Source organism: Ensifer sp. VA4 (assembly GCF_055710065.1).
This window is the reverse complement of record NZ_JBVQPO010000023.1, coordinates 24,976-46,821: the sequence shown is the minus strand read 5'-3', so window position 1 is coordinate 46,821 and position 21,846 is coordinate 24,976. Positions and strand designations below refer to the sequence as shown.

Annotated in this window: 16 protein-coding genes; 8 read left to right on the top strand and 8 right to left on the bottom strand. The window is 63.4% G+C overall.

The features are described from left to right. Positions 1 to 7 precede the first annotated feature (7 nt). The 6 genes from AC0C6X_RS28305 (at position 8) to AC0C6X_RS28280 (ending at position 9,258) form a co-directional block, all read left to right on the top strand. A complete protein-coding gene (locus tag AC0C6X_RS28305) occupies positions 8 to 1,255 on the top strand; it encodes an NAD(P)/FAD-dependent oxidoreductase (protein ID WP_472956350.1) in 1,248 nt (415 codons plus the stop codon). Positions 1,256 to 1,268: 13 nt separating this feature from the next. Then, on the top strand, positions 1,269 to 2,270 hold the full coding sequence (locus AC0C6X_RS28300) for a 4-hydroxyproline epimerase (RefSeq protein ID WP_472956349.1): 1,002 nt from the start codon (positions 1,269 to 1,271) through the stop codon (positions 2,268 to 2,270). Continuing rightward, the gene (gene lhpI / locus AC0C6X_RS28295) at positions 2,267 to 3,958 is read left to right on the top strand and encodes a cis-3-hydroxy-L-proline dehydratase (RefSeq protein ID WP_472956347.1); all 1,692 of its coding nucleotides are present in this window, start codon (positions 2,267 to 2,269) and stop codon (positions 3,956 to 3,958) included. The genes AC0C6X_RS28300 and lhpI overlap by 4 nt, the downstream gene beginning before the upstream one ends. A 449-nt stretch (positions 3,959 to 4,407) precedes the next feature. Beyond that, complete coding sequence (locus tag AC0C6X_RS28290) at positions 4,408 to 6,357, top strand: PrkA family serine protein kinase (protein ID WP_173519528.1); 1,950 nt, start codon at positions 4,408 to 4,410, stop codon at positions 6,355 to 6,357. A 25-nt stretch (positions 6,358 to 6,382) separates the two neighbouring features. Then, complete coding sequence (locus tag AC0C6X_RS28285) at positions 6,383 to 7,702, top strand: YeaH/YhbH family protein (protein ID WP_173519527.1); 1,320 nt, start codon at positions 6,383 to 6,385, stop codon at positions 7,700 to 7,702. An 11-nt stretch (positions 7,703 to 7,713) separates the two neighbouring features. Then, entirely contained in the window at positions 7,714 to 9,258 is a 1,545-nt protein-coding gene (locus tag AC0C6X_RS28280; protein WP_173519526.1) for a SpoVR family protein, read from the top strand. 187 nt (positions 9,259 to 9,445) lie between these two features. Here the strand turns inward: AC0C6X_RS28280 and AC0C6X_RS28275 are convergent, their stop codons facing one another. Then, positions 9,446 to 10,369 (bottom strand): LysR substrate-binding domain-containing protein, encoded by a 924-nt coding sequence (locus tag AC0C6X_RS28275; protein ID WP_472956344.1) that lies wholly within the window; start codon positions 10,367 to 10,369, stop codon positions 9,446 to 9,448. 308 nt (positions 10,370 to 10,677) lie between these two features. Between AC0C6X_RS28275 and AC0C6X_RS28270 the strand changes: the two genes are divergently transcribed. Beyond that, complete coding sequence (locus AC0C6X_RS28270) at positions 10,678 to 13,131, top strand: penicillin-binding protein 1A (protein ID WP_247959212.1); 2,454 nt, start codon at positions 10,678 to 10,680, stop codon at positions 13,129 to 13,131. Between the two features lies 1 nt (position 13,132). Next, the gene (locus tag AC0C6X_RS28265) at positions 13,133 to 14,869 is read left to right on the top strand and encodes a peptidoglycan D,D-transpeptidase FtsI family protein (RefSeq protein WP_472956341.1); all 1,737 of its coding nucleotides are present in this window, start codon (positions 13,133 to 13,135) and stop codon (positions 14,867 to 14,869) included. A gap of 79 nt (positions 14,870 to 14,948) precedes the next feature. Here the strand turns inward: AC0C6X_RS28265 and AC0C6X_RS28260 are convergent, their stop codons facing one another. Genes AC0C6X_RS28260 through AC0C6X_RS28230 form a run of 7 tightly spaced genes read right to left on the bottom strand, consistent with a single transcriptional unit; the run spans position 14,949 to position 21,610 of the window. Next, complete coding sequence (locus tag AC0C6X_RS28260; RefSeq protein WP_173519523.1) at positions 14,949 to 16,004, bottom strand: ABC transporter substrate-binding protein; 1,056 nt, start codon at positions 16,002 to 16,004, stop codon at positions 14,949 to 14,951. Positions 16,005 to 16,021: 17 nt separating this feature from the next. Next, positions 16,022 to 17,164, bottom strand: a complete 1,143-nt coding sequence (locus AC0C6X_RS28255; protein ID WP_247959214.1) for an NAD(P)/FAD-dependent oxidoreductase — start codon at positions 17,162 to 17,164, stop codon at positions 16,022 to 16,024. Next, positions 17,161 to 18,567 (bottom strand): FAD/NAD(P)-dependent oxidoreductase, encoded by a 1,407-nt coding sequence (locus AC0C6X_RS28250; protein WP_247959215.1) that lies wholly within the window; start codon positions 18,565 to 18,567, stop codon positions 17,161 to 17,163. The genes AC0C6X_RS28255 and AC0C6X_RS28250 overlap by 4 nt, the downstream gene beginning before the upstream one ends. Further along, positions 18,560 to 18,874, bottom strand: a complete 315-nt coding sequence (locus AC0C6X_RS28245; RefSeq protein ID WP_210266648.1) for a (2Fe-2S)-binding protein — start codon at positions 18,872 to 18,874, stop codon at positions 18,560 to 18,562. The genes AC0C6X_RS28250 and AC0C6X_RS28245 overlap by 8 nt, the downstream gene beginning before the upstream one ends. Positions 18,875 to 18,880: 6 nt before the next feature. Then, positions 18,881 to 19,675: an ABC transporter permease gene (locus AC0C6X_RS28240; protein WP_173519520.1), complete on the bottom strand. Its 795-nt coding sequence runs from the start codon at positions 19,673 to 19,675 to the stop codon at positions 18,881 to 18,883. A gap of 4 nt (positions 19,676 to 19,679) precedes the next feature. Then, a complete protein-coding gene (locus AC0C6X_RS28235; RefSeq protein ID WP_173519519.1) occupies positions 19,680 to 20,555 on the bottom strand; it encodes an ABC transporter permease in 876 nt (291 codons plus the stop codon). Continuing rightward, entirely contained in the window at positions 20,552 to 21,610 is a 1,059-nt protein-coding gene (locus tag AC0C6X_RS28230; protein ID WP_173519518.1) for an ABC transporter ATP-binding protein, read from the bottom strand. The genes AC0C6X_RS28235 and AC0C6X_RS28230 overlap by 4 nt, the downstream gene beginning before the upstream one ends. Between the last annotated feature and the right edge of the window lie 236 nt (positions 21,611 to 21,846).

Below are 21,846 nucleotides of genomic sequence, written 5' to 3'. Positions count from 1 at the left end.
GCCGATCATGAAGGATGCAGTTCAGCCTGACGTCATCGTCATCGGCGCCGGCGTTGTCGGCCTTTCTGCGGCGATCGCCGCCCAGGCACGGGGGCTTTCCGTCACCGTGCTCGACCGGGAAGGCCCGGCCGCCGGAGCTTCGGCCGGCAATGCCGGGGCCTTCGCCTTCACCGACATCCTGCCGCTTGCTTCGCCCGGCATCCTCAAGAAGGCGCCGAAGTGGCTGCTCGACCCGCTTGGGCCTTTGAGCGTCCCCCCGGCCTATGCGGCGCAGATCGCCCCATGGATGTTCCGCTTCTGGCGCGCCTGCTCGCCAAGCCGCGTCGCCCATTCGACGACCGCGCAGACGGCGATGATGGACCTCTCCAAGGCGGAGCTCGAGCCTTTCCTCACCGCAACCGGCACGTTGCCGATGCTGCGCAAGGAAGGCAATCTCCAGGTCTATGAAAGCGAAGCCGAACTGAAGGCCTCGCTTCCCGGCTGGAAGGCCCGGGCCGAGCACGGCATCGAATTCCGTCATATGGGTGCGGCCGAAATGGCCGAGATCCAGCCCGGTCTGGCGCCGCGCTTCACTCACGGCACATTCACCCCAGGCTGGTACTCGATCGCCGATCCGAAGCTCTATACGCTGGCGCTTGCCGACCATTTCCGCGCCAAGGGCGGCACCATCGAGCGTGCCGACGTTGCGGCATTGAAGCCGGTCGATGGCGGCGTGGAGCTGACGGCGGACGGCAAGACGCGGCGTGCGGACCAGGTCGTGCTCTCGGCCGGCGCCTTCTCGCACCAGATCGCCCGCACGCTCGGCGAACGCATCCCGCTGGAAACGGAACGTGGCTACAACACCACGCTTCCGCAGGATGCCTTTGACCTGCGCACGCAGGTCACTTTCGGCGGTCACGGCTTCGTCGTCACGCGGCTTTCAACCGGCATCCGCGTCGGCGGCGCGGTCGAACTCGGCGGTCTGAAGCTGCCGCCGAACTACCGCCGTTCGCAAGCGATGCTGAAGAAGGCTGAGACCTTCCTGCCCGGCTTCAAGAGCGAAGGCGGCGTACAATGGATGGGCTTCCGTCCGTCGCTGCCCGACAGCCTGCCGGCGATCGGCCGCGCCCGCGCCACGGGCCGCGTCGTCTACGCCTTCGGCCACGGCCATCTCGGGCTGACACAGTCGGCGGGAACTGCCCGGCTCGTCGCCGACCTCTTGACCGGCCAGCGTCCGGCGATCGATATCCAATCCTTCTCGCCTCAAAGGTTCTGACAGAGCATCGACCATGGCCAACCACACTTTCTCCTGCATCGACGGCCACACCTGCGGCAATCCGGTCCGCCTCGTATCCGGCGGTGGACCGCGGCTCGAAGGGGCCAACATGCTGGAGAAGCGGGCGCATTTTCTACGCGAGTTCGACTGGATCCGCACTGGTCTGATGTTTGAGCCGCGCGGCCACGACATGATGTCCGGCTCGATCCTCTATCCGCCGACGCGCGCCGATTGCGATGTGGCCGTGCTCTTCATCGAAACCTCCGGCTGCCTGCCGATGTGCGGCCACGGCACGATCGGCACCATTACCATGGCGATCGAGAATGGCCTCGTCACCCCGCGCGAGCCCGGCAAGCTTTCGATCGACGCGCCGGCCGGCAAGGTCGACATCACCTATCGCCAGGAGGGCCGCTTCGTCGAGGAGGTGCGCCTCACCAACGTGCCCGGCTTCCTCTATGCCGAGGGGCTGACGGCGGACGTCGAGGGCCTCGGCGAGATCGTCGTCGATGTCGCCTATGGCGGCAATTTCTACGCCATCGTCGAGCCGCAGAAGAACTTCCGCGACATGGCCGACCATACGACCGGCGAACTCGTCGGCTGGAGCCCGAAGCTGCGCGCGGCGTTGAACGCCAAATACGAGTTCGTCCATCCGGAGCACCCCGAGATCCAGAGCCTCAGCCACATCCAGTGGACCGGCAAGCCGACCAAGGCCGAGGCGCACGCGCGCAACGCCGTTTTCTACGGCGAAAAGGCGATCGACCGTTCGCCCTGCGGCACCGGCACCTCGGCACGCATGGCCCAGCTCGCCGCCAAGGGCAAGCTTGGGGTCGGCGACGAATTCGTGCATGAATCGATCATCGGCTCGCTGTTCAAGGGCCGCGTCGAAGCAGCGACCAAGGTCGCCGGCCGCGATGCCATCATTCCTTCGATCGCCGGCTGGGCCCGCTTGACCGGCATCAACACGATTTTCATCGATGACCGCGACCCCTTCGCCCATGGATTTGTCGTCAAATGACCCGATCGATCGCCGCCCGCAGCATTCTTACCGGCTCCGCCGATGGCCCTGTTATCGCCACCGAGGAGGCGCTGAGCTTCTGGGGTGGCGTTGACCCCGCTACGGGCCGGGTGATCGATGTACACCATCCGCTGCATGGCCTCTGTCTCACCGGCGGCATCCTGATGATGCCGTCGAGCCGCGGCTCCTGCACCGGTTCGGGCGTTCTGCTCGACATGGCGCTGACCGGCCGTGCACCCGCCGCGCTGGTGTTTTCCGAAGCCGAGGACGTGTTGACGCTCGGGGCGCTAATTGCGGCTGAGATGTTCGGCAAATCCTTGCCGGTGCTCAGGGTTTCGCGCGAAGCCTTCAAGGCGCTGTTTGAGGCAAAGTCGGCGCGCATTAGCGATACGACGATCGTGGCCGACGGCCTGACGATCCCGGTCGAACCGCCGGCGACGGCCGCACTCGATTTCACCGAGAACGATCGCGCCATGCTCGAAGGCCGCGACGGCATCGCAGTGCAACAGGCGATGCACATCATCTCGGCCATGGCCGCCCAGCAGGGTGCGGGAAAGCTCGTGGACGTGGTGCAAGGCCACATCGACGGCTGCATCTATGCGAGCCCCGCGAACCTCACCTTCGCCGAGAAGATGGCAGACATGGGCGCCAAGGTTCGTGTGCCGACGACGATGAACGCGATTTCGGTCGACCGCGCCAATTGGCAGGCGCAGGGCGTGCCGGAGAGCTTCGGCGATCCGGCCGCAAGGCTCGCCGACGCCTATGTGCGCATGGGTTGCCGCCCGACCTTCACCTGCTCGCCCTACCTGCTCGACAGCGCGCCGAAGGCGGGCGAAGCCATTGCCTGGGCCGAGTCCAACGCCGTCATCTTCGCCAACACGGTGCTTGGCGCACGCACGGCAAAGCATCCTGACTTCCTCGATCTCTGCATTGCGCTCACGGGGCGCGCACCACTGTCCGGCGTCTATCTCGACGAACACCGCAAGGCGAAGCGCATCATCGACGTGGAGCTTCCCGAGAACATCGACGATGCCTTCTGGCCGCTGATCGGTTATCTCGCCGGCCGCGGCGCGCCCGATCGCATCCCGGTTCTGCGTGGTCTTGCTTCCGCACGGCCCTCCCGAGACGACCTCAAAGCGCTCTGCGCCGCTTTCGGCACGACGTCCGCAGCACCCATGCTGCATGTGGAAGGCGTCACGCCTGAAGCCGAGGGGGCCGCCGCCGAAGATGCCGACCGCACGGAGATCACGCGCGCCGACATGGCCGAAGCCTGGGTGCATTTCAACGAAGGCCCTGCCGAAGTCGAGCTCGTCGCCATCGGCAGCCCGCACGCTTCGCTCGAGGAATGCCGCGCGCTGGCCGAAGCCTTCGACGGTCGGAAGCGGCACAGTGATGTCGCCGTCATCGTGACGGCCGGACGCGACGCGATCGCCGAGGCGAAGGAAGAAGGGTTGCTCTCGCGCCTTGAAGCAAGCGGCATTCAGGTGCTGCCCGATCTCTGCTGGTGTTCGATCTCCGAACCGGTCTTCCCGACGAAGATCCGGGCGCTGATGACCAATTCCGGCAAATATGCCCATTACGGACCCGGCCTTTCCGGCCGCGCGGTTCGCTTCGGCAGTCTTGGCGATTGCGTCGAGGCGGCGCTGACGGGTCAGGTGCCGGCGCGACTGCCGGCCTGGCTGTCCTGACGACTTTGCCGCGGGCTTACTGCATGTTTCTTTAGATCGTAGCCGATTGAAGGACAAAACATGCCGCAATTCAAAGTGCTACGGCGACCTTTGCGCGTCTGATAAGAGGCGCGGCGCTGTAGGCGCTCGCCGCCCACCGCTCCGTGCAGCTACTGTGCTCGGTGCCGGCGCCTGTCGCATCGAGACCCATGCACAGTGCCCCCTAAGCACTTGCGGAATCACCACTCCGTCGCGACTCCTGGGCGAAGAAGAAGAAGAAAAAGCACTCCGCCGGCGCGATCCGGATCAGGATTTCGTGAGCCTGCGGTCAATCCATGAAATCAACCCCTTCGAGAATCAGAAGAAAGCGAGTAATCTGAGGGAACATTGCGCATGGGACGCCGTTTATTCGAATGAGCGAGCCGATAAGCAGCGATCCCCGTCTCAGCCAGCGGCCGCGGGAGAGCATGATGCAAAAGAGCGAATGCGATGTCTTCGATCTCTTCTCAGAGATCTATACGAGTGCAGCGCAAGAAGAAATCAGCCTTCAAGAATATCTTCTCGCATGTCGCGACGACAAAAGCATGTATGCCACCGCGCAGGAGCGGATGGTCACTGCCATCGGCGATCCGACCCTGATCGACACCAGCGCGGACGAACGTCTCGGCCGTATCTTTTCAAACCGTACCGTCAAGATCTATCCATCCTTTGCCGACTTCTACGGCATGGAGGATACGATCGAACGGATCGTCGGTTACTTCCGCTACGCCGCCCAGGGGCTCGAGGAGCGCAAGCAGATCCTCTACCTGCTCGGGCCGGTCGGCGGCGGTAAGTCGTCGCTCGCCGAACGTCTCAAGAAACTGATGGAACAGCAGCCGATCTACACGCTCGCAGTCGGCGGCAAGATCAGCCCGGTCTTCGAATCGCCGCTCGGTCTCTTCCATCCCGACCGCATGGCCGATCTCCTCGAAGACAAATACGGCATCGCACGGCGTCGTCTCACCGGCCTAATTTCTCCCTGGGCAACGAAACGGCTCGACGAGGTCGACGGCGACATCTCCAAGTTCAGCGTCGTCAAGCTGATGCCCTCGCGCTTGCGCCAGATCTGCATCGCCAAGACCGAACCGGGTGACGAAAACAACCAGGACGTTTCCTCGCTGGTCGGCAAGGTGGATATCCGCCAGCTCGAAAACTATAGCCAGGCAGACCCCGACGCCTACTCCTACAGCGGCGGTCTCAACCGCACGACGCAAGGGTTGCTCGAATTCGTCGAAATGTTCAAGGCGCCGATCAAGGTCCTGCACCCATTGCTGACGGCGACCCAGGAAGGCAACTACAACGGCACTGAAAGCTTCGGAGGTTTCCCCTATCAGGGCATCGTCGTTGCGCATTCCAACGAGTCGGAATGGCTGCAGTTCAAGAACAACAAGAACAATGAGGCCTTCCTCGACCGCATCCTGGTGGTCAAGGTTCCCTACTGCCTGCGCGTCACCGAAGAACGGCAGATCTATGAGAAGCTGCTGCGCGAAAGCGAGCTCACCAAGAGCCCCTGCGCACCGGAAGTTCTCGAATGCCTCAGCCGCTTCACCGTATCGACCCGTCTTGCCCGCCACGAGAACTCGCCGCTCTACACCAAGATGCGCGTCTATGACGGCGAGAACCTGAAGGACACCGATCCCAAGGCGAAGTCCGTTCAGGAATATCGCGACGCCGCCGGTGTCGACGAGGGCATGACCGGCATCAGCACGCGCTTTGCTTTCAAGGTGTTGTCCGAGACCTTCAACTACGACACCAAGGAGGTCGCGGCCGATCCCGTGCACCTCATGTATATCCTGGAACAGGCGATCCGCCGCGAACAGTTCCCGAAAGAGACCGAAGCAAGCTATCTCGACTTCATCAAGTCCGAGCTTGCCACCCGTTACGCCGAATTCATCGGTCACGAGATCCAGAAGGCCTATCTCGAATCCTACAGCGAATACGGCCAGAACCTGTTCGACCGCTACATCGCCTATGCCGACGCATGGCTCGAGGACCAGGATTTCAAGGATCCCGACACCGGGCAGATCCTTAATCGCGAGATCCTCGACAGCGAACTGTCGCAGATCGAGAAACCGGCCGGCATCGCCAATCCCAAGGATTTCCGCAACGAGGTCGTGAAGTTTACCCTGCGCGCCCGCGCCAAGAATCATGGGCGCAACCCCTCCTGGACGAGCTACGAGAAGCTTCGCGACGTGATCGAGAAGCGCATGTTCGGCCAGGTCGAAGACCTGCTGCCGGTCATCAGCTTCGGCTCGAAGAAGGACAGCTCTACCGAGAAGCAGCATGCCGAATTCGTCCAGCGCATGACCGAGCGCGGCTACACCGAGCGTCAGGTCCGGCGGCTGGTCGATTGGTACATGCGGGTCAACAAGGCGGGCTGACGATGCCGAAGCAGGGGATTGGTATATGCCGAATTTCATCGACCGGCGGCTCAATCCGAAGGACAAGAGCCTCGGCAACCGACAGCGATTTCTGAAACGGGCCCGCGAAGAACTCAAGCGGGTCATCAAGGAACAGGTCAAAGCCGACAGGATCATCGACGTCGATGCCGCCCATGGCGTGCCGATGCCGACGGATGGCGCCAATGAGCCGACGTTCCAGCCGGCCCGGGGCAGCGGCGAACGCAATTATGTGCTTCCCGGCAACAAGCAGTTTTCGGCAGGCGACCGCCTGCCGAAGCCGGAAGCAGGTGGGGGCGGAGGCGGCCGGGGGCGCCCCGGGACCGGAGAAAGCGAAGACGACTTCCAGTTCGTCCTTTCACGCGAAGAGGTGCTCGATCTTTTCTTCGAGGATCTGGAACTGCCCGACATGGTCAAGCTCAGCCTCAAGGAAACGGTGTTGTTCAAACCGCGTCGCGCAGGCTTCGCCACCGCGGGCACGCCGACCAACATCAATGTCGGGCGGACCATGCGCAACAGCTTCGGTCGACGCCTGGCGCTGCATCGACCGAAAGAAACGGAGCTGACCGCCATCGCGGAGGAGATCGCGCGACTGGAGGCGACGCCGGAGCTTTCACCGAAAGACCGCCAGAGGCTCAGCGAGCTTCGCAGCGAACTGAACAGGATCGAGCGCAGGCGACGTCGCATTCCCTATGTCGACCCCGTCGATATCCGCTTCAACCGATTCGAAGCGCAACCGCTGCCGAACGCCAATGCGGTCATGTTCTGCCTGATGGACGTCTCGGCCTCGATGGGCGAACGCGAGAAGGACCTCGCCAAGCGCTTTTTCGTGCTTCTGCACCTGTTCCTGAAGCGGCGTTACGAACGGATCGACATCGTCTTCATCCGCCACACGGACGAAGCCCGCGAGGTTGACGAGGAGACATTCTTCTACAGTACCCAGAGCGGCGGCACGGTCGTGTCGACCGCGCTCGAGGAGATGATCAGGGTCATCGAGGAACGCTATCCCTCGCAGATCTGGAACATCTATGCCGCGCAGGCCTCGGACGGCGACAACATCATCGGTGATTCCGAGCATTGCGCCGCGCTGCTCCGGGAGAAGCTGACGAAGCTCTGCCAGTATTACGCCTATGTCGAGATCATCGACGAGCGCGAGACGGAAATCTTCGGATCGACGGACAACGGCACCGCGCTCTGGCGCGCCTATCGCACGGTGGATGGCGAAAAGGCGAATTTCCAAATGACCCGGATCGCCAAGCCCGCCGACATCTACCCGGTCTTCCGCAGGCTCTTTGCCCGGCAGCCGGCCACACGTACCCGGAAATGAGGGAAGACCGGATGGCTCGACGTGCGACTTCAGGTCTCCTGTTCCAGGGCTCGGACTGGAATTTCGTGACGCTTTCCCGTGCCTATGACGCGATCGAGCAAGTCGCGCTCGAGGAAATGGGCCTCAACGTCTACCCGAACCAGTTGGAGATCATCACCTCCGAGCAAATGCTCGACGCCTATTCCTCGGTCGGCATGCCGCTCATGTACCAGCACTGGTCTTTCGGCAAGCGCTTCGCCTATGAGGAACACCACTACCGTAAGGGCCACCGCGGCCTTGCCTATGAGCTGGTGATCAATTCCAATCCCTGCATCACCTATCTCATGGAAGAGAATACGATGGCGATGCAGGCGCTGGTCACGGCGCACGCAGCCTTCGGCCACAATCATTTCTTCAAGAACAACTACCTCTTCCGCCAGTGGACCGATGCCGGAGCCATTCTGAGCTACATGGATTTCGCCAAGAAATACGTGGCCAAATGCGAGGAACGGCACGGAACCGCCGCGGTCGAGGCGATCCTCGATTCCGCCCACGCGCTGATGGACCAGGGCGTCTTCCGCTATCGCCGGCCGCCGCGGCTCTCCTCCGAAAAGGTTCGGGAACGGGCGCGGGAACGGTTGGAATATGAGGAACAGACCTACAGCGATCTCTGGCGAACGCTGCCGCAGACGGCCGAGAGCCGTGACCCGGCCGACGCCGAGCGGGACGCTTCCGAGCGCAAGAAAGTGCTGAACCTGCCGGAAGAGAATCTGCTCTATTTTCTCGAGAAGCACAGCTTGATCCTGGAACCGTGGCAGCGGGAGCTGCTCCGGATCGTCCGGGTCATCGCGCAATATTTCTACCCGCAGCGCCAGACGAAGGTCATGAACGAAGGCTGCGCCACCTTCGTGCACTACACCATCATCAACCGGCTCTACGACCAGGGCCGGATTGGCGAGGGCCACATGCTGGAACTCCTGCAGAGCCACTCCAACGTCGTCTTCCAGCCGGATTTCGACGACCGGCGTTATCCCGGCATCAATCCCTATGCGCTCGGCTTTGCAATGATGCAGGACATCCAGCGGATCGCCACCGAGCCGACGGACGAGGACCGCGATTGGTTCCCTTCCATTGCCGGCAACGGCGACTGGATGGAGACGCTGCGCGACGCCTGGGCCAACCACCGCGACGAATCCTTCATCCTGCAATATCTGAGCCCGGCGGTGATACGCAAATTCCGGCTGTTCCACCTCGCAGACCGTGCGTCTGACCGTTTTGTCGAGGTCGCTTCGATCCACAACGAACGCGGCTATTCGGCCGTTCGCTCTGTCCTCGCCAACAGTTACGACGTCGGCGCCAACCAGCCCGATATCCAGGTGATGGACGTCGATCTCCTCGGCGACCGACATCTTCGATTGCAGCACAATGTGAAGAGCGGAATCGTGCTCGAAGAAGGCAGTCGCGACGCGACGCTGCGCCATGTGCGCCACCTCTGGGGCTACGAAGTCAGCCTCGCCGGCGTCGACCCGCAAACGGGGCGCATAGTGTACGAATGTTCGACGGCAAAAAGCGCCTGAGCAAGACGCGAACGGCTTCTCGCCGTTGGCGCCGGCCAAGGCGCCCTGGAGGATCAAAACGGGCATCACAAGAATTCAGGGCAGGCATTAGAATTATTTGGTCTTATAACGATCTCGATGGCTTGCGTGCTACCCAGCACGGTGAAACTGCTCCGCGAGGCGCTGTAGGAAGAACAGATCTTCGGTTTCAGCCAGCGAGCACCTCTTGTGCCGGAGGCGATGGCAAGGCCACTGCCTCCTGCGCCGCCGCGGCAGATAGCCACTCGCCAAACGCCTCCATCGCCGGCGTGATGGGCCGTGATTTCAGCCGTGTCAGCCAGTAGCTTCCCATCGAGGTGTGAACGTCGAACGGCTGTCGGATGGTGCCGTTCGACAACAGCCGCGAGAACATCAGCGGCGGTGCGAGCGCGACGCCGATCCCCTGGGCCGCCGCCTCCATCATCGCCAGCGAACTATCGAAGACGATGCCTTTTAGCAGCGGCGCCGGATAGGCAATGCCGGCCGCGTCGAACCAGTTCCCCCATTCATCGGCGCGGTAGGACCTGAGCAGCGTTTCGTTCAGGAGATCGGAGGGCGTCTTCAGCCGATCGCCGATCTCAGGAATACAGAGCACGGAAAGCGGCGCGTCGAACAGCCGGGTCGCCTCGATATTATGCCAGGAGCCGCCGCCGAAGCGGATGGCGAAATCCAGGCCTTCCGCCGCCATGTCGACCCGATTGTTATTGGTCGAAAGCCGAACATCGATGAACGGATATTTGGCCTGGAAGTCGGCAAGCCGCGGCAACAGCCAGCCGACGGCAAAGGTGCCGACGGCACCGATCATCAGCACCTCCCGGATATGGCCGGCCTCGAAGCGCTCGAGCATATCCGCCATCCGGTCGAACGAATCGCGCAGCACCGGCAGCAATGCCTCGCCCTCTGCCGTGATCATCAGTCCGCGCGGCAACCGCTTGAACAACGTCACGTTCAGTCGGCTTTCGAGCAGCTTGACCTGATGGCTCACCGCGGCTTGCGTCACGCAGAGTTCGATCGCCGCGCGGGTGAAGCTTAGATGCCGCGCCGATGCCTCGAAGGCGCGCAGCGCATTGAGCGGAAGATATGGCCTGACCATGAATGCCCTAACTCATCTAATGGGTCTCGCAAATAAACGTGGTTTGTTGCTCCGGCACAATCCCTTTACGGTGAACTTCATCGGCTGACACCGCTGTCGCTCGGCAGCATCAGCTCGGGAAGGTGCGGCCGACCACGCCGCTTACGGGGATCGATCCCATGCGTCGTTTTACCTGGCCATAGCCCACCCGCATCGCTCGGCAGTCGGCATCTCGGATGCCGGCGAAGCCGTTCCAGATAGGCTGCGCGCCGCACGGGCATCCGTGCGGGCCAGGCTTTCCTTTTGCCCCAAAGGTCCGTTCCGCCCTTATGAAGTTCATCGCAAGTCTGCTTGGCACATCCCTCAATCTCGCGACCATCGTCGCGCTCGCGGCGGCCGCGATCGTCGCGGCGCTGACGCGACACCTGCCCGATCACCGCACGCTCGCGAACTGGGAACCCGCGGTCACCACCCGCCTCTATGCGGGCGACGGTACGATGGTCGGAGAACTCGCGCGCGAACGCCGGCTTTTCCTGCCGATCGGCGCGATTCCCGCGCGTATCCGCCAGGCATTCCTTTCGGCCGAGGATAAGAATTTCTACCTCCATCCCGGTATCGACGTTGCGAGCATCGCCACGGCGCTCCTGTCCAATCTTGCCAATTACGGTTCCGGCCGGCGCATGATCGGCGGCTCGACGATCACGCAGCAGATCGCCAAGAATTTCCTCCTGTCTTCGGACCGCACGGTTGAACGCAAGCTGCGCGAAGCGATCCTCTCGCTGCGGATCGACCAGACCTACTCCAAGGACCGCATTCTCGAGCTCTATCTCAACGACATCTATCTTGGGCGCGGCGCCTACGGCGTGGCACAGGCCGCACTCACCTATTTCGACAAGCCGGTAAGCGAACTCTCGGTTTCGGAGGCAGCCTTCCTCGCAGCCCTGCCGAAAGCACCCAACAACTACGATCCCGATCGCCATACGGAACGCGCAATGGGCCGCCGCAACTGGGTCATCGACCAGATGCGTCAGAACGGTGTCATCGATGCCATGACTGCCGCCAGGGCATCCGCCGCCCCGCTCGGCGTCCAGCAACGCCGGCCTTCGTCCGCGATCGCAAGTTCCGACTATTTCACCGAAGAGGTCCGCCGCCAGCTCAATGGCCAATATGGTGAGGCCGCCCTTTACACCGCCGGCTTTTCGGTGCGCACGACGCTCGACCCGCGATTGCAGGAGGCTGCGATGAAGGCACTGCGCAGGGGGCTCATCGCCTATGACCAGGCGAAAGGCTACCGCGGCCCGGTCGCCAGGCTTCTCGCAACCGAGGACTGGGCTTCCGCGCTCATCAAGCTCCGGCCGCTTTCCGACGTACCGGAGTGGCGGCTGGGCGTGGTCCTTGCCGCAGGGAAGGCGGACGCGGAAATCGGACTCCGTCCCGAGGCCGCACCGTCAAACGGGACCACCGCGGCAGAAACGGTCCGTCTCGACCACCAGGGCGTCGCCTGGGCGCTCTGCCGCTCGATCAAGACAAAACGGAACTGTGCTGCAGGGATTGACGGCGTCCTTTCGCCCGGTGACGTCGTCTATGTCGAGAACCAGGAGGACGGCTATATCCTGCGGCAGCCGCCGCTCGTTCAGGGTGCGCTCGTGTCCATGGATCCGAACACCGGCCGCGTGCTCGCGGTCGCCGGCGGCTTTTCCTATGCCCAGTCGGAGTTCAACCGCGCGATCCAGGCCTATCGCCAGCCGGGATCGTCGTTCAAGCCCTTCGTCTATGCCGCGGCACTGGACAACGGCCATGCGCCGACGGCGCTGGTGATGGACGCGCCGATCGCGCTTGCCGACGGCGCCGGCAGGACATGGAAGCCGAAGAACTATGACGGTCGCTTCAGCGGTCCTTCGACCATGCGCGTGGGGCTGGAAAACAGCCGCAACCTGATGACGGTACGCCTCGCCCGCCATCTCGGCATGGATCTCGTGGCGGACTATGGCAAGCGCTTCGGCATCTATGACGATCTGAAACCATACCTGCCGATGGCACTCGGCGCCGGCGAGACGACGCTCTTGCGGCTGGTCTCCGCCTATGCCGTCATCGCCAATGGCGGCAAGGCCGTCACTCCCTCGATGGTCGACCGCATCCAGGACCGCTACGGCCGCACGATCTTTCGCCACGACCAGCGTCGCTGCGACGACTGCAACGCCTCCGACTGGAGCGGTCAGGAAGAGCCCGCCCCGGTCGATGATCGCGACTACGTGCTCGATCCAATGACGGCCTACCAGGTGACCTCGATGCTGCGCGGCGTCGTCGAGCGGGGGACGGCCAGGAATGTCGGCACCCTCGGCGTACCGATTGCCGGCAAGACCGGCACCACCAACGACGAAAAGGATGTCTGGTTCGTCGGCTTCACCCCGAACATCGTGACGGGTGTATTCCTCGGCTACGACACGCCGAAGCCCATGGGCTACGGCGAAACCGGCGGCGGCCTCGCCGCACCTATCTTCATCGATTTCATGAAGGTGGCGCTGCAGGGACGTCCGGCGGCAGATTTCCATGCGCCAGCAGGCATGACGGTCGAGGCAATCGACAGGAAGAGCGGCCAACCGGTGCCTGAGGGCACGCCCGGGGCCATTCTCGAAGCGTTTAAGCCAGGAACTGCACCCTGCGCCGGCGGTTGCCCCGTCATCGACGGTTTCCAGACGGCGAGCACGTCGGCAACCGCCGGCGCCGATCTCTCGCCGGAACTGCGTGAAAAGCTTCTCACCAACGGCAACGGGCTCTACTGACATGACACGCCAGGTTCAGCTCCGCCCGGATCGTCGCGGCCGATTGCTCTTCGTCATCGGCGCTTTCGCGCTCGTCTTCGGGCTCATGCTGGCGCGCCTGGTCCAGCTTGGCGTCGCAGACTACGAGCGAACCGGCTACATTCCGCCGCCACCCAGCCTCGGGCGTCCATCTATCCTCGATCGAAACGGCAATCTTCTGGCGATCGACGTGCCGAGTTCCGGGCTCTATGCCGAACCGCGGCTGATCGTCGATGTCGACGAGGCCGTCGAGAAGCTGACCGCGATCTTCCCCGACATCGACGGGCGTGACCTCTATCGACGGCTGAAGAGCGGCGCGGCCTTCGCCTGGATCAAGCGTCAGGTAACGCCTGCGGAGGAACAGGCGGTCTGGAACGCCGGCATTCCGGCCATCGGCTTCCAGCGCGAGAAGCAGCGCTTCTATCCCAACGGCTCGCTCGCCGCCCACGTGCTCGGCACCGTCGATATCGACAATATCGGCATCGCCGGCATCGAGCGCTGGATCGAGGGACAGGGGCTGGAGGTCTTGCGCCAGAGCGGCATGGATCTCTCCCACCGCAACCTCGAGCCGGTGAGCCTCACACTCGACATCCGCATCCAGCATGCGCTCGAGACCGAGCTTCGCAAGGCGATCGTCAAGTTCAGCGCCAAGGCGGGAGCCGGCCTGGTGCTCGATGTCAGCAATGGCGAGATCCTGGCGCTCGTTTCCTACCCGGACTTCGACCCGAACCTGCCGGTCGACGCGCTGAAACCCGACCGCATCAACCGCATCGCCGCCGCTACCTTCGAGATGGGCTCGACCTTCAAGGCACTGACGACGGCAATGGCGCTCGATTCCGGCAAGTTCACCCTCCGCTCCGTCGTCGACGCCAGCAAGCCGCTGGCCTTCGGCCGCTTCCGCATCAACGACTACCGCGGCCAGTACCGGCCGCTGACGCTGCCGGAAGCCTTTATCTACTCGTCAAACATCTCGATGGCGAAGATGGCGATCGCGATCGGTCCCGAAAATCTGCGCAGGTTCCTGAGGCGCTTCGGCCAGATGTCGCGGCTGACGACGGAACTACCGGAAAGCGCCCATCCGCAACTGCCGCGGCGCTGGGGAGAGATCGATACGGCGACCGCCTCCTACGGCCACGGCATCGCCGTCACGCCGCTGCAGGCGAGCATCGCGGTTGCGGCGCTCGTCAATGGCGGTCGTCTCATAAGACCGACGCTGATCAAGGGTGCACCGCTCGAAGATCGCGTGCTTACCCGCGACTTGATCAAGCCGGAAACCGGCGAGGCGCTACGCTACCTGCTGCGGCTCAACGCCAAGACCGGATCGGCGAAGAAGGCGGAGGTCAAAGGCTATTTCATGGGCGGCAAGACCGGCACGGCGGAGAAGGTGATCGGCGGCCGCTACTCGAAGGAGCTCAACATCACATCCTTCATGGGCATCGTTCCAGTGGACAAGCCGCGCTATCTGCTCCTGACCCTGCTGGATGAACCCAAGGGTTTGCCAGAGACCCACGGTTTCCGCACGTCAGGATGGAATGCGGTACCGCTTGGCGGCGCCGTCTTCGAGCGCATCCTGCCGATGCTTGCGTTGATGCCCGATTTCGAGATCGCCGATGTCGGCTTTCCCGGGATCAGCAGCCAAGGGGTCTTCGGTTCCCAGCTCTTTCCGTCATCGGCTGGCGAGGGCGGGCGCGACAGTTCTTCGATCGACGGCGCGCTTTGATGCGCCCTCCCGGAATGCCGCAACGCCCCCGCATTTTCAGCGAGGGCGTGCGCAAATGCATACAAAGGTTAGCTGATGCTTACCTTTCGATCATGCGATTCCAGCGCTTGTTCCATTCCTGCCGGTTCTGGTTGATCGCGTCCCAATCGAGAACCTTGGCGGTCTGCATGTTGGCCTTGAAGGTTGCAAGCTTCTCGTTCGCCGCATCCGTGCCGGCCTTGGCATTGATGTTCGACGGGATGATGTTGCCGTGGTCGAGCGCCAGGCTCTGCGCCTCGGGCGAAAGCAGGTAGTGAGCGAGCTTCTGGCTGAGTTCCGGTTCGCTGTTTTTGGCGATCACGCATTCGGTGACGGCGAGCACCACGGAGCCTTCCTTGGGCTGCGCGTATTCGACCGGGATGCCCTTGTCCTTCAGGTTGTTGACGGCCGTCGGGGTCAACGGGAAGATTGCGGCCTCGCCGGTTTGCACCATCTCCGAGATCTTGGCCGAGCTCGGGATGAACTCGATGACGTTCTTGCCGATCGTGTCGGAGAACTTTTCGAAACCGGGTTCGACGTTGGTCTCGTCACCGCCCTGGATGCGGTTGAACATCAGGAAAGCGTGCAGCCCGAAGCTCGATGCGGAAGCCGACTGAAAGACGACGGCATTTTCGAACTTCGGATCGGCCATGTCCATCCACGAGGTCGGCGCCGGCCAACCCTTCTCGTCGAAGAGCTTCTTGTTGTAGGCGAGCCCGGTCATGCCCATGTCGACGCCCACGGCCATGTCGTCCTTCAGGCGAGCGGCCGGCTGAATCTGGTCGAGCACCGGATCGGCATCGATCTTCTGGCAGAGGCCTCCGCCGATCGCGCGTACCATCACGCCATCGTCGAGCAACATGACATGCATCTGCGGATTGTCCTTGGCGGCGGTTGCCTTGGCGAGAATATCGGCCGAGGTGCCGGGCACGACGACGACCTTGACGTCGTTCGCCTTCTCGAACGGCGGCAGCACGTGTTCGGTATAGGCGCGCTCGAAGTTGCCGCCGTTCATGCCGATGTAGAGCGTCTTGGTTTCTGCCGACGCGGCGTTCTGCTGCAGGACGAAGGCCAGAGCCGCGAGCGCGGTGGTTTTGGTAAGCCGTTGGTCGATCATGGTATTCCCCTTTCTGTTTACAACGAGGCTGCAGTCTCGGCCGTCACCTTGCGGAAGCGGCCAATGGAAAAGGCTTCAATGGGCGTGGTACTCCGCCCCTCGGTGACGAGCTCCGAAAGCACCGCGCCGACGGCCGGCGCGGTCTGGAATCCGGCGCCGCAGAAGCCGAAGGCGTGGAAGAGGCCTGATGTCGTTTCGCTCGGGCCGATCACCGGGTTGCCGTCGGGCATCTCGGCCTCGGTGCCGGACCAGAAGCGGATGACCTGGGCATGGGCGAGATGCGGAAAGAGCGCGATGGCGCGCTGCATGACCGAGGAGGCCGCGGTCACCGACGGGCGTGAATAATCGGGGTCGGCCAGCGGCAGGCCGCGGCCGCCGCCCATGACATAGTTGCCGCGTGCCACCTGCCGGCCGTAGAAGCTGCCGCCTTGCTCGCCCATGCTGACAGGCAGGCGCAGCGGCAGCGGCTCGGTCACCACCATCGACGGGTAGATGCGTATGAGCGGCACCGCTTCGCCGAACTGCGCCGCGAAACGATCGGACCAGGCACCGGCGCTGTTGACCAGTTGCCGGCAGCGGATCTCGACGCCGTCGCCGGCGAGGATCCCGAAGCCGTTGCCGGTCGCCACGACGTCACGCACCGGCGTTAATTCCAGCACTGCCACGCCAGCGCGCTCAGCGGCCCGGGCGAAGGCGGGCGCAACGAGACGCGGATTGGCATGGCCGTCCTCGGGGCAGAGCGACGCGCCAACCGCCTTCGCCGAAAGCCAGGGAAATCGGCGCTCCAACGCCGAACCAGCGATGAGTTCGAGGCCAAGGCCATAGTCCCTGACCGTCTCGGCATAGGCTTCGAGCTTGGCGAAATCCTTCTCGGTGCGGGCAAGCTTCAGATGGCCGCAGCGCATATATTCGGCATCGATGCCGATCATCGCCTTCAATTGCGGCCAGATGCGGTGCGCTCGCTGCGAAAGCGGCAATTGCTCGGGAGGGCGACCCTGCCGCCGTACGCCGCCATAGTTCACGCCGCTGGCCTGGGCGCCGCAATAGCCCTTGTCGATGAGCGCGACGGAAAGCCCGGCCTTGCGCATCGCGAGCGCTGCGGAGCTGCCGACCAGCCCGCCGCCGATGATCGCGACGTCTATGGAGATACGCCGGCTCATGAGCACCCCTCCGTTTCAAGGCCAGCGCTGAAGCCGAGCGGGATCGGCTTGACCGGCGCCTGCGCGCGTAGACGGCCGACCTTATCTGCGGCGGTACCGCAGGTGCCGCTCAAGAGTTCGGCCGCAGCAGCAGAGCACATCCGCCCTTGGCAGCGGCCCATGCCGACACGGCTCAGCGCCTTCAGGCGGTTGATCTCGGTGACGGCCCCGCTCGCAATGGCGTGGCGTCCTTCGGCAATGGTGATCTCCTCACACCGGCAGAGCGTCGTTTCGTCCGGTACGGTTTCAAACCAATCGTCCGGGAAGGGAAAGGCGCGTTCGAGGATATCGCGCTGACGCAGGATCGCGTCGCGCGCCGTTACCAGGCGCGGCGCATCCGCCGCCGATGCTTGCCCCCTATCCTCGAGAAGGGCCATCGCCGCGAGTTCGCCCGAAATCTCTGCCGCATCGGCGCCGGCAATGCCGCTGCCGTCACCGGCGACATAGACATCCGGCCGGCTGGTGCGGCCCAGAGCGTCGCGTTCCGGCAGCCAGGTGCGGTCACGCTCGTCGAAGCGGAAACGGCAACCGGCAAGATCGGCAAGTTGGGTTTCCGGACGGAGCGCAAAACCATAGGCGAGCGCGTCGCAGGAGATCGTCTCGCTCGCCACGCCCATGAGCGTCCGCCGGCGGAAACGCAGTCCCTCGACTTGGCCCTTGCCGAGAACCATCTCGGGCCTCACGCCGTAATGGATCCTCACACCGGCAAGCTGGAGTTGCAGCCCGTAGAAGAGACCGAGCCCGACGATCCGGGATGCCCGAACGGCGAGCGGCAGCAGGTGCCGCTTCGATGTGAAGGGCGCGGTATCGAGGACCGCTTCGACGCGTGCGCCGGCTTTCATGTATTGCCAGGCGACGAGATAGAGCAGCGGCCCGGAGCCCATGAAGACGACGCGATCGCCAATCGTGCAGCCCTGCGCCTTCAATGCCGTCTGCGAGGCGCCGAGCGTATAGACGCCTGATGTCGTCCAGCCCGGGAACGGCAGCACGCGATCGGTCGCCCCCGTGCAGAGGAGCAGTTGCGAGAAGCCGATCTGGCGATGACCGCCGGCCGAGAGAACATCGAGCTGATTGCCACGCTCAGGCGGGGAAACATTCCAGACGAGCGTTTCGGGCCGGTAGTCAATTTCGGGCAGCAGCGCCTCGAAGCTCTCGTGGAGCTTTCTTGCTTTGCCGGCTTCCGAACCATAACGGCTGCGATAGGAACGCCCATCCTCGATCAGCGGGCGGCGATAGATCTGGCCGCCGGCGCGCTGGCCTTCGTCGAGCACGATCGGCCTGAGGCCAGCGCGGACGAGGCGCCCAGCGGCACGAATGCCCGCCGGTCCGGCGCCAACGATGACCGGTTGCAGCAGCTCACTCATGGGCCGCCTCCGCCATCTCGCCGGGATCGGTGATGAAGGCCATGCCCGGCCGCAGGGCCGTGCTGCAGGCCCTGACGCGGCTGCCATCCGCCAACATGACGTAACAATCCTGGCAGGCGCCGATCAGGCAGAAGCCCGCCCGGTCCTCGCCGGTGAATTCGCTCGTTCTCAGGCGGCCGCTGACCGAGAGGATTGCGGTCAGCACCGTGTCGCCGCGGCGGCCGGTTTCGGGCGCTCCGTTGAGCACGAAGGGCACGGGTGTCTCGTCCAGGCGGTAGCGCCGCCGAAGCAACGGATGCATCGACATCAGATTTCAGCCCTTGCCCACCAGAAGCCGGTCGAGGCCGAACAGCCGATCGAGAACGATCATCGTGACGGTGGCAAGCGCGATCATCAGCGTCGAGACGGCCGCCATCATCGGATCGATGGATTCGCTGGCGTACATATACATGCGCACCGGCAAGGTGACGGTCGACGGCGAGGTGACGAAGATCGACATGGTCAGCTCGTCGAAGCTGTTGATGAAGGCGAGCAGCCAGCCGCCACTGATCCCCGGCAGCATCAGCGGCATGGTGATCCGGCGAAATACCGTCCACTCCGCAGCTCCGAGCGTGCGCGCCGCATTCTCGGCGTTGCGGTCCATGCTGGTCAGCGACGCGAGGATCAGGCGCAGCGTATAGGGCGTCACGACGATCGCGTGGGTGGCGACCAGCCAGCCGAAGGAACCGCCCATGCCCATCAGCGAGAAGAGACGCAGGAAGGCGACGCCGAGAACCAGGTGCGGGATGATCAGCGGCGACAGGAACAGGGCATTGAGCGCTTCACGGCCGCGGAACTCGTAGCGGGTGATCGCCAGTGCCGCCGGCACGGCAAAGAGCGTCGAGATCGTCGCCGCAAGCAGGGCGAGGCGGACGCTGTTGCCGAAGGACGACATGAAGTCGCCGTGATGGAAAACCGCCCCGAACCAGCGCAGCGAGAGCCCATTCCAGGGCATCGCCAGCGTGTTTTCCGGCGTGAAGGCCACGAGGCAGACCACAACCATCGGCGCCAGCATGAAGACGACGACGAGGCTATGGAAAGCGAGAGCGATGGGTCCGTTTCTCTGCATGGCTTCAACCCAGCTTGCGCTTTGCCTGCCGCTCGATGAGGCGGTTATAGGCAAGCATGATCACGAGATTGGCGACGAGCACGATGATCGCGATGGTCGCCCCGAGCGGCCAGTTCAGCTCGATCAGGAATTCGTCGTAGACGAGCGTCGCCGCCATCTTCAGCCGCCGGCCACCAAGCAGACCGGGAATGGCGAAGGAGCTTGCCGATAGCGCAAAGACGATCAGGCTGCCCGAGAGGATGCCGAGTGCTGCCTGCGGGAAGACGATGCGGCGCAGCGCCGTGAAACGCGAGGCGCCAAGGGTGAGTGCTGCCGCCTCGACGGTCGGGTCGAGCTTCTGCAGCACCGTCCAGACGGGGATTACCATGAATGGCAGCATGATATGCACGAGGCCGATGACGATCGCCGTCTCCGTATAGAGCAGCTGGACCGGATCGAGGCCGACGATCGCGAGCGCGCCGTTCACGAAGCCGTTCTTGCCGAGCAGCATGCTCCAGCCGAAGGTGCGCACCACGACGGAGACGAGCAGCGGACCGATGACCACCAAGAGGAAGATCGACCGCCACGGCTTGCGCATGTTCGAGAGAACATAGGCCTCCGGCACGCCGATCAGCACGGTGATGACCGTTGTCAGCAGCGCCAGGCGCAGCGTCCGCCAGAAGGTCGAGAGATAATATTCGTCCTGCAGCACCGTCAGGTAGTTGGCGAAGGTGAAGTCGCCCTGGATGCCGGCCGTATAATCGTAACTGTTGAAGGAAAGAATGATCGTCAACAGCAGCGGCAACAGCACGAGGCCGATGAAGAACAGGGTCGCCGGTCCGGAAAGGGCAAAGGGTGCCAGCAGACGCGGCTTGATGGCGGAGGTCTGAGCGCCCATCATCTGGCGGCTCCCGCCAGAACACGACAATCGCCGTTCTGCCAGGCGAGCCCGACGCTTTCACCTTCCATCGGCGGCGGCGCGCCGATATTGGGAACCGCGACAGCGAGAACGCCCGCCGGAGTCTCGGCGCTCACCAGCCATTGGCTGCCCATGAAATAGCGGGTCGTCACCTTGCCCTGGATCTGGCCCTCGCCGGGCACGGTCAGCCGCAGCTTTTCCGGGCGGATGAAGACCGAGACCTTGCCTTCCGGCTCACGGCGATCGGTGTTGAAGCGGATCGGCGTGTTGTCGATGCTGATCGACGCACCCTTGCCGTTGAAGGCTGACGTCGCGCGCAGGAAGTTCGACTTGCCGACGAAGGACGAGATGAAGTCGTTGCGCGGATGTTCGTAGAGTTCGTAGGGCGTGTCGACCTGGGTGATGCGTCCCTGTTCCATGACGACGACGCGGTCGCTGATCGACAGCGCTTCCGCCTGGTCATGGGTCACCATGATCGTGGTGATGCCGACGGTCTGCTGGATGCGGCGCAGTTCGAACTGCATCTCCTCGCGAAGCTGCGCGTCGAGGTTCGACAACGGCTCGTCGAGCAGCAGCACCGGCGGATTGATGACGAGGGCACGGGCGATCGCAACGCGCTGGCGCTGGCCGCCCGACATCTCGCGCGGATAACGATCCGCCAGCGCCGACAGATGGACGAGCGCCAGGATCTCCTTGATGCGCTTGTCGCGCTCCGCCTTCGCGACCTTGCGCATTTCCAGGCCGAACGAGACGTTCTGGGCGACCGTCATGTGTGGGAAAAGCGCGTAGCTCTGGAAGACAACACCGAGCTCGCGTTGCGGCGGCGGCAGATGGGTGATGTCGCGGCCGCCCATGGTGATTGCGCCGGCCGAGGGACGAACGAGCCCGGTGATCATCTGCAGGGTCGTCGTCTTGCCGCAGCCGGAAGGCCCGAGCAGCGAGATGAACTCGCCCTTTTCGACTGCCAGGTCGAAATCGTGAACGGCCGCAACCGATCCATAGAACTTGGAGACCTTTTCGAGGTTCAGGAAACTCATGCTCACTCTCCCAGGGTCGCTGCCCCAGGGATCGCCTGCCCCGTTTTTCTTGTCGGCGATCCCGGCGGCGACGATACGTCGTCAACCATCAAACCTCGCTTCAGGCGACGCGGTCCGGCGAAAACACGGCTTAGCGTTCGCGATAGCCGGATCGGCTATCCACGTTGTCCACGCTCACCCCTGAGTAAGGCTTGTGAATTAACTCCAGGAAATTGACGAAAAACACAAATGCAATT

Bases quoted from the DNA above. Each gene is read 5' to 3' on its own strand.
- AC0C6X_RS28230 (WP_173519518.1), bottom strand. From the start codon at position 21,610: ATGAGTTTCCTGAACCTCGAAAAGGTCTCCAAGTTCTATGGATCGGTT.
- AC0C6X_RS28300 (WP_472956349.1), top strand. From the start codon at position 1,269: ATGGCCAACCACACTTTCTCCTGCATCGACGGCCACACCTGCGGCAAT.
- AC0C6X_RS28250 (WP_247959215.1), bottom strand. From the start codon at position 18,567: ATGAGTGAGCTGCTGCAACCGGTCATCGTTGGCGCCGGACCGGCGGGC.
- AC0C6X_RS28275 (WP_472956344.1), bottom strand. From the start codon at position 10,369: ATGGTCAGGCCATATCTTCCGCTCAATGCGCTGCGCGCCTTCGAGGCA.
- AC0C6X_RS28280 (WP_173519526.1), top strand. From the start codon at position 7,714: ATGGCTCGACGTGCGACTTCAGGTCTCCTGTTCCAGGGCTCGGACTGG.
- AC0C6X_RS28265 (WP_472956341.1), top strand. From the start codon at position 13,133: ATGACACGCCAGGTTCAGCTCCGCCCGGATCGTCGCGGCCGATTGCTC.
- AC0C6X_RS28285 (WP_173519527.1), top strand. From the start codon at position 6,383: ATGCCGAATTTCATCGACCGGCGGCTCAATCCGAAGGACAAGAGCCTC.
- AC0C6X_RS28240 (WP_173519520.1), bottom strand. From the start codon at position 19,675: ATGCAGAGAAACGGACCCATCGCTCTCGCTTTCCATAGCCTCGTCGTC.
- AC0C6X_RS28235 (WP_173519519.1), bottom strand. From the start codon at position 20,555: ATGATGGGCGCTCAGACCTCCGCCATCAAGCCGCGTCTGCTGGCACCC.
- AC0C6X_RS28245 (WP_210266648.1), bottom strand. From the start codon at position 18,874: ATGTCGATGCATCCGTTGCTTCGGCGGCGCTACCGCCTGGACGAGACA.
- lhpI (WP_472956347.1), top strand. From the start codon at position 2,267: ATGACCCGATCGATCGCCGCCCGCAGCATTCTTACCGGCTCCGCCGAT.
- AC0C6X_RS28290 (WP_173519528.1), top strand. From the start codon at position 4,408: ATGCAAAAGAGCGAATGCGATGTCTTCGATCTCTTCTCAGAGATCTAT.
- AC0C6X_RS28270 (WP_247959212.1), top strand. From the start codon at position 10,678: ATGAAGTTCATCGCAAGTCTGCTTGGCACATCCCTCAATCTCGCGACC.
- AC0C6X_RS28260 (WP_173519523.1), bottom strand. From the start codon at position 16,004: ATGATCGACCAACGGCTTACCAAAACCACCGCGCTCGCGGCTCTGGCC.
- AC0C6X_RS28255 (WP_247959214.1), bottom strand. From the start codon at position 17,164: ATGAGCCGGCGTATCTCCATAGACGTCGCGATCATCGGCGGCGGGCTG.
- AC0C6X_RS28305 (WP_472956350.1), top strand. From the start codon at position 8: ATGAAGGATGCAGTTCAGCCTGACGTCATCGTCATCGGCGCCGGCGTT.